Origin of the sequence: Streptomyces violaceusniger Tu 4113 (genome assembly GCF_000147815.2) — a bacterium.
Taxonomy (GTDB): domain Bacteria; phylum Actinomycetota; class Actinomycetes; order Streptomycetales; family Streptomycetaceae; genus Streptomyces; species Streptomyces violaceusniger_A.
On the sequence record NC_015957.1, the window covers coordinates 4,016,257 to 4,031,498 of the forward strand.

A 15,242-nucleotide genomic window follows, 5' to 3' on the forward strand; every position below is an offset into this window, starting at 1 on the left:
CCATCGCCCTGGCCGCCACCGACGTTCCGGCCCTCTTGAGGAGCTGACGACCATGGACAACGAGAAGAAGCTGCGCGACTACCTCAAGCGGGCCACCGGCCACCTCCGCGCGGCACACGGCCGGATCCAGGAGCTGCAGACCCCCGAGCCCATCGCCATCGTGGCGATGAACTGCCGCTACGCGGGCGACATCCGGTCCCCCGAGGACCTGTGGCAGGCCGTCGCCGAAGGCCGGGACGGCATGGGCGACTTCCCGGCCGACCGGGGCTGGGACCTGCCGAACCTCTTCGACCCGGACCCCGACCGGGAGGGCCGCACCTACGCCCGCCAGGGCGGATTCCTGCATGACGTGGACCAGTTCGACCCGGCGTTCTTCGGCATCTCGCCGCGCGAGGCCCTCACCATGGACCCGCAGCAGCGGCTGCTGCTGGAAGTGGTCTGGGAGACCTTCGAACGGGCCGGAATCGACCCGGGCTCCCTGCGCGGCAGCGACACCGGCATCTTCATGGGCGCCACCGACTTCGACTACGCCCGTGGTCTGACCGAGCTGCCCGAAGGGCTCGAAGGCCAGATGTCCATGGGCGCCTCGGGCGCCATCCTCTCCGGTCGGGTCGCCTACACCCTGGGCCTGGAGGGACCGGCCGTCACGGTCGACACCATGTGCTCATCCTCGCTGGTGTCGTTGCATATGGCCTGCCAGGCGCTGCGGCAGGGCGACTGCTCGATGGCGCTCACCGGCGGCACCACCGTGATGTCCACGCCGAGCGGCTTCATCGAATTCAGCCGCCAGCGGGCGCTGTCCACCTCCTCCCGCTGCCAGGCGTTCTCCTCGACGGCCGACGGCACCGCCTGGGGCGAGGGCGTCGGAGTGCTGCTGCTGGAGCGGCTCTCGGACGCCCGCCGCAACGGCAACACCGTGCTCGCGGTCGTCCGCGGCTCCGCCATCAACCAGGATGGCGCCAGCAACGGCCTCACCGCGCCCAACGGCCGTGCACAGCAGCGGGTGATCCGGCAGGCGCTGGCCAACGCCACGCTGTCCGGCGCCGATGTCGATGTGGTGGAGGCGCACGGCACGGGAACGTCGCTCGGCGACCCGATCGAGGCCAACGCCCTGCTCGCCACGTACGGGAAGAAGCGCCCGGCCGACCGGCCGCTGTGGCTCGGCTCGCTGAAGTCCAACATCGGCCACACGGCCGCCGCCGCGGGGGTCGGCGGCGTGATCAAGATGGTGCAGGCGATCCGCCACGGCGTGCTGCCGAGGACCCTGCACGTCGAGGAGCCGTCGCCCAACGTGGACTGGTCCTCGGGCGCCGTCGAACTGCTCACCCATGCCCGGCCGTGGCCGGAGACCGGGCGGGTCCGCCGCGCCGGGGTCTCCGCCTTCGGCGCCAGCGGCACCAACGCCCACGCCATCATCGAGCAGGCCCCCGACGAGGAGCCTTCGGGCACCTCGGTCGAGGGGGACGCCCCGGTGGGCGGCGGAACGGTGCCCTGGGTGCTGTCGGCCAAGACCGAGTCGGGCCTGCGGGCCCAGGCGGAACGGCTGATGGCACGTCTCGCGGAGGATCCGGAGCTGCCCCCGGCCGACGTGGGCCTCTCGCTGGCCACCACCCGCGCCCTCTTCGACCACCGCGCCGTGGTGGTCGGTGGCGGCGTCGAGGACTTCCGCGGCGGCCTGACGGCGCTCACCCGGGGCGAGCCCGGTGGCCTCGTGGCCCAGGGAGTGGCGGGCCCGGCCGGGAAGCCGGTGTTCGTGTTTCCGGGGCAGGGGTCGCAGTGGGTGGGGATGGCGGTGGAGTTGCTGGATTCCTCGCCGGTGTTCGCGGGGCGGTTGGCGGCGTGTGAGGTGGCGCTGGCGGAGTTTGTGGAGTGGTCGTTGGGCGAGGTGTTGCGGGGTGGGGGTCCGGGGTTGGGTCGGGTGGATGTGGTGCAGCCGGCGTTGTGGGCGGTGATGGTGTCGTTGGCGGAGGTGTGGCGGGCATGCGGTGTCACGCCTGCGGCGGTGGTGGGGCATTCGCAGGGGGAGATTGCTGCGGCGGTGGTGGCGGGTGGGTTGTCGTTGGAGGACGGGGCGCGGGTGGTGGCGTTGCGGTCGCAGGCCATCGCACGGGGCCTTGCCGGACACGGCGGCATGATGTCCGTCGCTCAGAGCGCCGATCGGGTGCGCGAGCGGATCACCGCCTGGGACGGCCGTATCTCCGTGGCCGCGGTCAATGGCCCCGGTTCGATCGTGGTGTCCGGTGATCCCGAGGCGCTGCGTGAACTCCAGGCGGAGTGCGAGGCCGAGGACGTACGGGCGAAGATCATCCCGGTGGACTACGCCTCCCACTCGGCCCATGTCGAGGAGCTGCGCGACGACCTCCTCGACCTCCTCGCCCCGATCCGCCCGCGCGCCTCGGACATCACCTTCCACTCCACCGTGACGGGCACACCCCTGGACACCGCGGGTCTGGACGCCGGGTACTGGTACACCAATCTGCGGGAGACGGTGGAGCTGGAGTCGGCGGTGCGGGCTCTGTCGGCCGCCGGGTTCGGGACGTTCCTCGAAATGAGCCCCCATCCGGTGCTGACGATGCCGTTGCAGGCGACCGTCGAGGACGCGGTGGTGGTGGGGTCGCTGCGACGTGACGAGGGCGGTCCGGAGCGGTTGCTGGCCTCGCTGGGCGAGGCGTTCGTCCGTGGGGTGGCCGTCGACTGGGCCGCGGTGTTCGCCGGGCTGGGCGCGTCCGTCGTGCAGTTGCCGACGTACGCCTTCCAGCGGCAGCGCTACTGGCTGGAGCAGCCCCCGGCACCGGCGGCCGCCACCGGAGGCGACCCGGTGGACGCCGAGTTCTGGGATGCCGTCGAGCGCGAGGACCTGGCCGCGCTGACCGCCGCGCTGGAAGTGGACGCCGACGAGGAGCGGTCGTCGCTGCGGACCGTGCTCCCCGCGCTGTCCTCATGGCGTCGCGGCAGCAGGGAGCGGTCCGTGCTCGACTCCTGGCGCTACCACGTCACCTGGAACCGGGTGCCGGACCCGGCCTCGGCGGCCCTGACCGGCACCTGGCTGCTCGTGGCCCCGGCCGGACGCCCCGCCGCCGAGTTCATCGACGCCGTACGCGACGGTCTGGAGACCCACGGCGCCACGGTCGTCACCGTCGAGGCGGCCGAGGCCGACCGCGCCGCGGTCGCCGCGCGGCTCGCCGAGGCCACCGCCGGAGACACCCCGGCCGGGGTGCTCTCCCTGCTCGGGCTCGCCGACGCACCGCACCCCGGCCACGCGGGGGTGCCCATGGGACTCGCGCTCACCCTCGCCCTCGTCCAGGCCCTCGGCGACACCGGGGTGGCGGCCCCGCTGTGGCTGGCCACCCGTGGGGGCGTGTCCGTCGGCGGCACCGATGTGCTCGACAGCCCCGCCCAGGCGGCCGTATGGGGACTGGGCCGGGTCGCCGCCCTCGAACACCCCCAGCGCTGGGGCGGCATGATCGACCTGCCGGGCACCGTCGACGGCCGGGTCACCACACGGCTGTGCGGCGCGCTCGCGGGCCGTCTCGGCGACGAGGATCAGTTGGCCCTGCGGCCCTCCGGTGTGTTCACCCGGCGGCTGGTACGGGCCGCCGGACACCGGGGGAGCGGCGCCTCCTGGACCCCCGAGGGCACCGTGCTGCTCACCGGCGGCACCGGTGGCGTCGGCGCCCAGATCGCCCGCCGGCTGGCCCAGGCCGGTGCCGAACACCTGGTGCTCACCAGCCGCCGTGGCCCCGAGGCGCCCGGCGCGGACAAGCTCAAGGCCGAACTGACCGAACTGGGTGCCAAGGTCACCGTGGCCGCGTGCGATGTGGCCGACCGCGCCGCGCTGGAGGCGCTCGTACGGGAGGTGGAGGCCGAGGGCCCGCCGATCCGCTCGGTGCTGCACATCGCGGGTGCCGGTGTGCTCGTCCCGCTCGCCGACACCGATCTGGCGGAGTTCGCCGACACGGCGGAGGCCAAGGTCGCGGGCGCCGCCAACCTGGACGCCCTCTTCGACCGGGACACGCTCGACTCCTTCGTGCTCTTCTCCTCCATCTCGGCCGTCTGGGGCAGTGGCGAACACGGCGCCTACGCCGCCGCCAACGCCTATCTCGACGGGCTCGCCGAGAACCGCCGGGCCCGCGGCCTCACCGCCACCTCGGTGGTGTGGGGCATCTGGAGCCCCGAGGAGGGCGGCATGGCCGCCAACCTCGCCGAGGAGCAACTGCGCGGCCGGGGTATCCCGTTCATGACTCCCCGGCTCGCCATCGACGCGTTCTGGCAGGTGATGGACGGGGACGAGACCGTGGTGGTGGTCGCCGACGTGGACTGGGAGCGGTTCGTCCCCGTCTTCACCTCGGCCCGGCCCAGCCCGCTCATCGGCCAGGTGCCCGACGTGGCGCGGATCCTCGCCGCCGACGCCGACACGGGGGCGGACGCGACCGGTGAGTCCTCCTCGCTGCGCGACCGGCTGGCCGACCTGGCCCCGGCGGACCGGCAGGCGGCCGTGCTGTCGCTGGTGCGCTCCCAGATCGCCACCGTGCTCGGCTACCCCGGCCCGGAGGCCGTCGACGCCCAGCGCGCCTTCCGCGAACTGGGCTTCGACTCCCTGAGCGCCGTCGACCTGCGCAACCGCCTGGGCACCGCGACCGGGCTCCGCTTCCCCGTCACCGTCGTCTTCGACTACCCGAGCGCGGAGGAGCTCGCCGGACACATCGGCGCCGAACTCTTCCCCGATGACACCGCGGGCACCGGCCTCGACCCCGAGCAGGCCGAGGAGGCCGAGGTCCGCGCGGCGCTGACCTCCATCCCCCTGCTCCGGCTCCGCGAATCCGGGCTGCTGGACGAGCTGTTGCGGCTGGCCGGTTCCCACGACCCCGCCACCGGACCGGTGGACGAGGAGCCCGCCGAGTCCATCGACGACCTGGACGTGGATGACCTCGTCCGCATGGCCTACGACAAGAACGACCTCTGACGAGACTCGACTGCGGAGCTGACAATGGCAAACCCAACCGACAAGATCGTTGGCGCGCTGCGGGAGTCTCTGAAGGAGACCGAACGGCTGCGCCGGGCCAATCAGCAACTCACCGCCGCGTCCCGCGAACCCATCGCCATCGTGGCGATGAGCTGCCGCTACCCGGGCGATGTGCGCGGCCCCGAGGACCTGTGGGAGCTGGTCACCGGCGAACGCGACGCCATCTCCGGCTTCCCCGGCAACCGCGGCTGGGACCTGGAGAACCTCTATGACCCGGACCCCGACCGGCAGGGCACCGTCTACGCCACCGAGGGCGGATTCCTCCACGACGCCGACCAGTTCGACCCGGCGTTCTTCGGCATCTCGCCCCGCGAGGCCACCGTGCTGGACCCGCAGCAGCGGCTGCTGCTGGAGACCTCCTGGGAGGCGTTCGAGCGCGCCGGAATCGATCCGGCGGGCCTGCGTGGCAGCAAGACCGGCATCTTCGTGGGCGCCGCCTACCAGGGCTACATCCCCGACTGGCCTCATATGCCCGAAGGGCTGGAGGGCCACCTGGTCACGGGCATCTCCGCGAGCATCATGTCCGGCCGCATCGCCTACACCCTCGGCCTGGAGGGCCCGGCCGTCACCCTCGACACCGCCTGCTCCTCCTCGCTGGTCGCCCTCCACCTGGCCTGCCAGTCGCTGCGCCAGGGCGACTGCTCCCTCGCCCTCGCGGGCGGCGCCGCCGTGATGGGCGCCCCGATGGGGCTCATCGGCTTCGCCCGGCAGCGCGGACTGGCGCAGGACGGCCGCTGCAAGGCGTTCGCCGAGGGCGCCGACGGCATGGGCCTCGGCGAGGGCATCGGCATGCTCCTGCTGGAGCGACTTTCGGACGCCCGGCGCAACGGCCACACGGTGCTGGCGCTCGTGCGCGGCTCCGCCGTCAACCAGGACGGCGCCAGCAACGGCCTCACCGCCCCCAACGGCCGCTCCCAGCAGCGGGTGATCCGCCAGGCGCTGGCCAACGCCGCCCTGACGGCGGAGCAGATCGACGCGGTCGAGGCCCATGGCACGGGTACCCCGCTGGGCGACCCGATCGAGGCGGGCGCGCTGCTCGCCACGTACGGGAAGGACCGCGCGGCGGACCGCCCCGTACTCATCGGCTCGCTGAAGTCCAACATCGGCCATCCGCAGGCCGCCGGGGGTGTCGGCGGTGTCATCAAGATGGTGCAGGCCATGCGCCACGGCCTGCTGCCCAAGACGCTCCACGCCGAGGAGAGCTCCTCGCGGATCGACTGGCCGGCGGGGGCGGTGGAGCTGCTGACCGAGGCCAGGGAGTGGCCGCGTGGCGAGGAGCCCCGCCGGGCCGGTATCTCGGCCTTCGGGGCCAGCGGCACCAATGTGCACACCATCATCGAGGAGGCGCCCGAGGAGGAGCCTTCCGACACCTCGCCCGACGGGACCGCCCCCGTGGGCGGGGGAGTGGTGCCGTGGGTGCTGTCGGCCAAGAGCGCGGCGGGCCTGCGGGCGCAGGCCGAGCGGCTGCTGACCCATGTGACCGCGCGCCCCGGCTTGTCCCCGGCCGACATCGGCCACTCGCTCGCCACCACCCGTGGCCGCTTCGACCACCGTGCGCTGGTCCTGGGCGGCGACCGTGACGAGCTGATCGACGCACTCGGCGCGCTGGCGTCGGGCGGCGCGTCCCCGCACGTGGTGCGCGGAGAGGGAGTGATGGCGACCGACGCCCGTCCGGTGTTCGTGTTTCCGGGGCAGGGGTCGCAGTGGGTGGGGATGGCGGTGGAGTTGCTGGATTCCTCGCCGGTGTTCGCGGGGCGGTTGGCGGAGTGTGAGGTGGCGCTGGCGGAGTTTGTGGAGTGGTCGTTGGGCGAGGTGTTGCGGGGTGGGGGTCCGGGGTTGGGTCGGGTGGATGTGGTGCAGCCGGCGTTGTGGGCGGTGATGGTGTCGTTGGCGGAGGTGTGGCGGTCGTGTGGGGTGGTGCCTGCGGCGGTGGTGGGGCATTCGCAGGGGGAGATCGCTGCGGCGGTGGTGGCGGGTGGGTTGTCGTTGGAGGACGGGGCGCGGGTGGTGGCGCTGCGGTCGCAGGCCATCGCACGGGGCCTTGCCGGACACGGCGGCATGATGTCCGTCGCTCAGAGTGCCGATCGGGTGCGTGAGCGGATCACGGCTTGGGAGGGCCGTATCTCGGTGGCGGCGGTCAATGGCCCCGGTTCGATCGTGGTGTCCGGTGATCCCGAGGCGCTGCGTGAACTCCAGGCGGAGTGCGAGGCCGAGGACATACGGGCGAAGATCATTCCGGTGGACTACGCGTCCCACTCGGCCCATGTCGAAGAGGTGCGCGACGAACTCCTCGATCTCCTCGCCCCGATCCGCCCGCGCACCTCGGACATCACCTTCCACTCCACCGTGACGGGCACACCCCTGGACACCGCGGGTCTGGACGCCGGGTACTGGTACACCAATCTGCGGGAGACGGTGGAGCTGGAGTCGGCGGTGCGGGCTCTGTCGGCGACCGGGTTCGGGACGTTCCTCGAAATGAGCCCCCATCCGGTGCTGACGATGCCGTTGCAGGCGACCGTCGAGGACGCGGTGGTGGTGGGGTCGCTGCGACGTGACGAGGGCGGTCCGGAGCGGTTGCTGGCCTCGCTGGGTGAGGCGTTCGTCCGTGGGGTGGCCGTCGACTGGGCCGCGGTGTTCGCCGGGACGGGAGCGTCGGTCGTCGAACTGCCGACGTACGCCTTCCAGCGGCAGCGCTACTGGCTCGAGGGCTCCTCGGCACCCGCCGTCGAAGGCGACGCGGTGGACGCGGACTTCTGGGACGCCGTGGAGCGCGAGGATCTGGCGGCGCTGGCCACCGCGCTGGAGGTGGACGCCGAGGAGTCGTCCCTGGCCATGGTGGTTCCGGCACTGGCCTCATGGCGCCGGGCGCGCCGCGAGCGGTCGGTACTCGACTCCTGGCGCTACCACATCACCTGGCAGCCCCTGGGCGACGCGCTCACCGCACCCCACGACCGGTCGTCGGCCGGTGCCACCTGGCTGATCGCCGCGCCCGCCGGAGCGCCGGAAGGCGCGCGGGTCGCGGAGGCGCTGCGGGAACGCGGCGCCCAGGTGCGGCTGGTGGAGCTGACGGAGGCGGACGCCGTACGCGAGGCGCTCGCCCGCAGGCTCGGCGAGGCGACGGCTGACGGGTCACCGACGGCTGACGGGTCACCGACCGTGGACGCGTCACCGACCGTGGACGCGTCACCGACGGCGGACGCGCCCCCGACCGCGGTGCTCTCGCTCCTCGCGCTCGCCGAGGAGCCGTACGGGGCGGGCACGGCGCAGCCGCTCGGCCTCGCCCTCAACCTCGCCCTGCTGCAGGCGCTCGGCGACACCGGCGCCGACGTCCCCATCTGGTATGCCACGCGCGGGGCGGTGTCCGTGGGCCGTGCGGACGTGCTGGACCACCCGCTGCAGGCCCTCACCTGGGGCCTGGGCCGGATCGCCGCCGCGGAGTATCCGCGGCGCCGGGGCGGTCTGGTCGATCTGCCCGGCACCTTCGACGACCGCGCCATCGCGCGGCTGTGCGGAGTGCTCGCGGGCCGGTCGACCGGCGAGGACCAGGTGGCGGTGCGCGCCTCCGGCGTCCACGGACGCAGGCTGGTCAGGGCCTCGGCGGCGCTGACCGACGCCACCGCGCCGTGGCGGCCGCGCGGCACGGTGCTGGTGACCGGCGGCACCGGCGGCCTGGGCGCCCATGTGGCGCGCTGGCTGGCCAGGGGTGGCGCCGAACACCTGGTGCTCACCAGCCGCCGGGGCCCCGAGGCCCCCGGGGCGGCCGAACTCGCCGATGAGCTGCGCGAGTCGGGGGTCCGGGTGACCGTGGCCGCGTGTGACGCCGCCGACCGCGACGCGCTGGCCGCCCTCCTCGCCACGCTGGACGAGGACGAGGCCCCGCTCGACGCGGTCGTCCACACCGCGGGCGTCCTGGACGACGGGGTGCTCGACACCCTCACCCCCGAGCGCGCCGAGGGGGTGCTGCGCCCGAAGGTGGACGCGGCACTCCATCTGCACGAACTCACCCGCGACCGCGAGCTGTCCGCCTTCGTGCTCTTCTCCTCCTTCGCGGGCACGCTCGGCGGCCCCGGCCAGGGCAGTTACGCGGCCGCCAACGCCTTCCTCGACGCGCTCGCCCACGCCCGCCGCGCCCAGGGCCTCCCCGCCACCTCCGTGGCCTGGGGCGCCTGGTCCGGTGGCGGGCTGGTCGACGAGGCGGTCGAAGCGCGGCTGCGGGCCACCGGTATGCCCGCGATGGCGCCCGACCCGGCGATCGGCGCCCTGCAGCGCGCCCTGGACGTGGGCGACACCCATGTGGCCGTGGCCGATATCGAGTGGGACCGGCTCATCGCCGCCACCCCCTCGCTGGACGGGGCCGCCGTGCTCGGCGAACTCCCCGACGCCCGGCGGACGGGCGCGGCGGCGGCCACCACGGCCGACGCGGACACCCCGCTCGCCCAGCGGCTGGCCGGACTGTCGCCGCAGGAGGCCGAGGAGGCACTGGCCGACCTCGTCAGCACCGAAGTGGCCGCCGCGCTGGGCTATCCCGACACCACGGCGGTCGAGTGCGGGCGCGCCTTCCGCGAGCTGGGCTTCGACTCGCTCACCGCCGTCGACCTGCGCAACCGGCTGAACGCGGCCACCGGGCTGCGGCTGCCGGTCACCCTCGTTTTCGACTACCCGACCGTCACCGCGCTGACCCGCTTCCTGCTGGCCGAGAGCGGCGCCGACGGCACCGATGCCACCGCCCCGGCGGGCCCGGTGCCCGCCACCGTCGCGGTCGACGACGATCCGATCGCCATCGTGGCCATGAGCTGCCGTCTGCCCGGCGGGGTGACCACCCCCGAGGAGCTGTGGCAGTTGCTGATGGACGGCCGCGACGCCGTGTCGGACTTCCCCACCGACCGCGGCTGGGACATCGAGGGCCACTACGACCCCGACCCCGACAAGCCGGGAACCTTCTACGCCACCGGCGGCGGATTCCTGCACGAGGCCGACCACTTCGACCCCGAGTTCTTCGGGATCTCCCCGCGCGAGGCACTTGCCATCGACCCGCAGCAGCGGCTGCTGCTGGAGACAAGTTGGGAGGCGTTCGAACGGGCCGGGATCGACCCGGCCTCGGTGAAGGGCACCCAGGCCGGAGTCTTCATCGGCGCCAGCTACAACGACTACGGATCGCGCTTCGGCCGCGCGCCCGAGGAGTTCGAGGGCTATCTGGCCACCGGCAGCGCGAGCAGCGTGGCGTCCGGGCGCATCTCGTACACCTTCGGCCTCGAAGGCCCCGCGGTCACCGTCGACACCGCCTGCTCGTCCTCGCTGGTCGCCCTCCATCAGGCGGTCCAGGCGCTGCGCCAGGGGGAGTGCTCGATGGCGCTGGCGGGCGGCGTCGTCGTGATGTCCACGCTGGACACCTTCATCGAGTTCAGCCGGCAGCGGGCCATGGCCCCCGACGGCCGCTGCAAGGCGTTCTCGGCGGACGCCGACGGCGCCGGGTGGGCCGAGGGCGTCGGCATGCTGCTGCTGGAGCGGCTCTCGGACGCGCGGGCCAACGGCCACGAGGTGCTGGCGCTGGTGCGCGGCTCCGCCGTCAACCAGGACGGCGCCTCCAACGGCCTCACCGCCCCCAACGGCCCCTCCCAGCAGCGGGTGATCCGCCAGGCGCTGGCCGGTGCGGGCCTGTCGGCCGCCGACGTGGACGCGGTCGAGGCCCACGGCACCGGCACCCGGCTCGGCGACCCGATCGAGGCACAGGCCCTGATGGCCACGTACGGCCAGGGGCGGGACACGGACCGGCCGCTGTGGCTGGGCGCGCTGAAGTCCAACATCGGCCACACCCAGGCCGCTTCGGGTGTCGCCGGAATCATCAAGATGGTGCTGGCGCTGCGCCGCGGTGTGCTGCCGAAGACCCTCCACGCCGATGCGCTCTCGCCCGACGTGGACTGGTCGGCCGGTGCGGTGGAGCTGCTGACCGAGGCCCGGGAGTGGCCCGGGACGGGACGGCCGCGGCGCGCGGGCGTGTCCGCCTTCGGTGTCAGCGGCACGAATGTGCATGTGGTGCTGGAGCAGGGCCCCGAGCCCGCCGCGCCGGTGGCCGAGCGGTCGATCGGCTCCGATGTGGTGCCCTGGGTGCTCTCCGGGCGGAGCGAGACGGCGCTGCGGGCGCAGGCCGGGCGGCTGCGGGCCCATCTGGAGGAGTGGCCGGAGCTGCGCCCGGTGGACGTCGGCTACGCGCTGGCGACGAGCCGCTCGGCCTTCGGCCACCGCGCAGTGGTCGTCGGCGCCGAGCGCGAGGAGCTGCTGCGGGGCCTGGCGGAACTGGCTTCGGGGACAGCCCAGGAGACCTTGGCCGACACCGGGAAGACCGCCTTCCTGTTCACCGGACAGGGCGCGCAACGACCCGGTATGGGACGGGAGTTGTACGACGCCTTCCCGGTGTTCGCGGTGGCGTTCGACGCGGTGTGCGCGGAGCTTGACCCCCATCTGGCCGGCTCGGTGAGGGAGGTGGTGTTCGGGGAGGACCCGGAGCCGCTGAACCGGACCGTGTTCACGCAGACCGGGCTGTTCGCCCTCGAAGTGGCGCTCTACCGGCTCGTCGAGTCCTGGGGCCTGCGCCCGGACTTCCTGGTCGGCCACTCGGTGGGCGAGCTGGCGGCGGCCCATGTGGCGGGGGTGTTCTCGCTGCGGGACGCCTGTGCGCTGGTGGCGGCCCGGGGCAGGCTGATGCAGGCGCTGCCGGAGGGCGGCGCCATGGTGTCGCTCCAGGCGGCCGAGGCCGAGGTGCTGCCGCATCTCGAAGGCCATGAGGACCGGGTGAGCGTGGCGGCGGTCAACGGGCCGCTGGCGACCGTCATCTCCGGTGACGAGGAGACCGTCCTGCGGATCGCGGAGGCGGCCGGGGTCAAGAGCAAGCGGCTCACCGTGTCCCATGCCTTCCACTCGCCGCTGATGGACGCCATGCTCGCCGAGTTCGGCACGGTGGCCGCCGGGATCGGCTACTCCGCGCCGCGGATCGCGGTGGTCTCCAACGTCACGGGTGAGGCGGCGGGCGAGGAGCTGTGCTCACCGGAGTACTGGGTGCGCCACGTCCGCCGGGCGGTGCGCTTCGGCCACGGCATACGCTTCCTCGCCGGGCGGAAGGTGACCCGCTTCGTCGAGATCGGCCCCGCCGGTGTGCTCTCCGCCATGGGCCAGGAGTGCCTGGCCGGGGCCGACACCGATGCCGTCGCGTTCGTCCCGCTGCTGCGCAAGGACCGTGGCGAGGCCGAGTCGCTGCTGGCCGGGGTCGGCCGGGTGCATGCTCACGGCGGCGAGGTGGACTGGGAGCAGGTGTTCGCGGGCCGTGGCGCCCGCCGGGTGGAGCTGCCCACGTACGCCTTCCAGCGGCAGCGCTACTGGCTGGACGCGCCCGCCGGCGTGGGCGATGTGGCCTCGGCCGGTCTCGGCGCCGCCGGGCATCCGCTGCTGGGCGCCGCCGTCGAACTGGCCGGCACCGACGGCCTGGTGCTCACCGGCCGGCTGTCCACGCGCGGCCAGCCCTGGCTGGCCGACCACGCGGTCCTGGACGCGGTCCTCTTCCCCGGCACCGCGTTCCTGGAACTCGCGATCCAGGCCGGTGACCAGGTGGGCTGCGACCGGGTCGAGGAGCTGACCCTCCAGGCGCCGCTCAGCCTCCCCGAGCGCGGAGCCGTCACCCTTCAACTGGTGGTGGACGCGCCCGACGAGGACGGCCACCGCACACTGAACGTCTACTCCCGCCCCGAGGACGCGGAGCGCGAGCTGCCGTGGACCCGGCACGCCACCGGTGTGCTGGCGGTCGGCGCCGCCGAGGGCTCCTACGACCTGGGCGGGGCGTGGCCGCCGCCGGGCGCCGAGCCGATCGAGGTCGAGGACCTGTACGAGCGGTTCGCGGCGGGCGGCTTCGGCTACGGCCCCTCGTTCCAGGGGCTGCGCGCGGCGTGGCTGCGCGGCGACGAGGTGTTCGCCGAGGTACGGCTGGCCCAGGAGCAGCAGTCCGCCGCCACCGGCTACGGGCTGCACCCGGCCCTGCTGGACGCCGCGCTGCACACCATCGCGCTCGGCCCGACGTTCCAGGACGGCGAGGGCCGGCTGCCGTTCTCCTGGACCGGGGTGTCGCTGCACGCCGCCGGGGCGGGTGAGGTACGGGTGCGGCTCACACCAGGCGGCGCCGACACGGTGGCACTGACCGTGGCGGACACCATCGGCCGGCCGGTGGCCACCGTCGAATCCCTCGTGCTGCGCAAGCGGCCCGAACGGCTCGGCGACGCCGCCACCGGCGGTGACACGCTCTACCGGCTCGACTGGGTGGCCGCCGACATCTCCGCCGCCGCGCCCGAGCAGCACCCCGCCGGAAGCTGGGGCCTGCTCGGCGACGACGACTTCAAGCTGGTCGGACTCGACGCGCACACCTACCGCGACCTGGACGCGCTGCCCGCCGACCCGGCCGCCATGCCCGCCACCGTGCTGGTGCCCTGCGCACCGGAGCCCCAGGGGGTGGCCGGCGCCGTACGGACGGCGACCCACCGGGCGCTCGCGCTGGTCAGGGCCTGGCTGACCGAGGAGCGGTTCACCGACTCCCGCCTGGTGTTCGTCACCCGGGGCGCGGTGGCCACCACGCCCGGCGCGGAGGTGCCCGATCTGGCCCACGCCGCCGTCTGGGGCCTGGTGCGCTCCGCGCAGTCGGAGAACCCCGACCGGTTCGTGCTCGTCGACCTCGACGAGCACGAGGAGTCGGTGGGCGCCCTGCCGACCGCGCTCGCCCTCGACGAGCCGCAACTGGCGGTGCGCCGGGGCGACATCACGGTGGCCAGGCTCGCCACCACCCCCGCCCCCGACACCGCCCCGCCCGCCTGGGACCCCGAGGGCACGGTGCTGGTCACCGGGGCCACCGGCACCATCGGCGGGGTCATCGCCCGCCATCTGGTGGCCGAGGGCGGAGTGCGGCATCTGCTGCTCGCCGGCCGCCGCGGACCGGACGCCGAAGGCGCTGCCGAACTCCGCACGGAACTCACCGAGTTGGGCGCCGAGGTCACCCTCGCCGCCTGCGATGTGGCCGACCGGGAGGCGCTGGCGGCGCTGCTGGCCACCGTCCCCGCCGCCCATCCGCTGACGGCCGTCGTGCACACGGCGGGCGTCCTGGACGACGGTGTGGTGTCCTCCCTCACCCCCGAGCGGATGGACCGGGTGCTGCGGCCCAAGGTCGACGCCGCGCTCACCCTGTACGAGCTGACCCGCGACCTGGACCTGTCCGCGCTCGTCCTCTTCTCCTCCATCGCCGGCACCTTCGGCGGGATGGGCCAGGGCAACTACTCGGCGGCCAACGCCTTCCTCGACGCCTTCGCCCAGCACTGCCGCACCCAGGGCCGCCCCGTCCAGTCGCATGCGTGGGGGCTGTGGGCCCAGCGCAGCGACATGACCGGCAAGCTGGAAGGCGCCGATCTGAACCGGCTGGCGCGCGGTGGCATCGTCCCGTTCTCCTCGGAGGACGGCGCCAGGCTCTTCGACGCCGCACGCGCCGTGGACGCCGCCGTCGTGCTGCCGATGCGGCTCGACACCGCGGGGCTCGGGGCGCGCTCCGGTGACGTACCGGCGCTGCTGCGCGGGCTGGTGAGGGCCGCGCCCGCCAAGCCCGCCCGACGGGCCGTCGGGGGAGCGGGAGCCGGGGCCGGGGCCGGGGCCGGGGCCGCGTCCGCGCGGCCCGAGGGCCTCAAGCAGCATCTGTCCAGCCTGCCGGAGGCCGAGCGCGGCCGGTTCCTGCTGGACCTGGTCCGCACGACCGTGGCCGGGGTACTGGGCTTCGACTCGGTGGCCGCCGTCGAGGCGGAGCGCGGTCTGCTGGACCTCGGCTTCGACTCGCTCACCGCGGTCGAACTCCGCAATCAGCTCGGCAAGGCCACCGGTCGGCGGCTGCCGGTCACCCTGCTCTTCGACTACCCCACATCCACGGCGATCGCCGCGTACCTGGAGGCGGAGATCGCCCCGGAGACCTTCACCGCCGCGTCGATGGCCTTTCCGGAACTCGACGCCCTGGAAAGCAATCTGGCCCGGGTCGCCACCGACGAGGAGGCGCGCACCACGCTCGCCTCGCGTCTGCAGGACCTGCTGGTACGGCTCGGCCAGGGCCCGGAGGACGCGGTCGCCGGCCGCATCGACGCCGCCTCGGACGACGAGATCTTCGACTTCATCGAGAACGAACTCGGCCTGTCCTGACAGTACCCGGATT

2 protein-coding genes are annotated in these 15,242 nt (G+C 73.9%); both read left to right on the top strand.

The window, feature by feature from the left end; all coding sequences use genetic code 11:
• Nucleotides 1–52: 52 nt before the first annotated feature.
• Nucleotides 53–4,963, top strand: coding sequence for a type I polyketide synthase (locus tag STRVI_RS17280; RefSeq protein WP_014056957.1), 4,911 nt, complete (start codon nucleotides 53–55; stop codon nucleotides 4,961–4,963).
• Between the two features lie 24 nt (nucleotides 4,964–4,987).
• A complete protein-coding gene (locus STRVI_RS17285; protein ID WP_014056958.1) occupies nucleotides 4,988–15,229 on the top strand; it encodes a type I polyketide synthase in 10,242 nt (3,413 codons plus the stop codon).
• The last annotated feature ends 13 nt before the right edge of the window (nucleotides 15,230–15,242 follow it).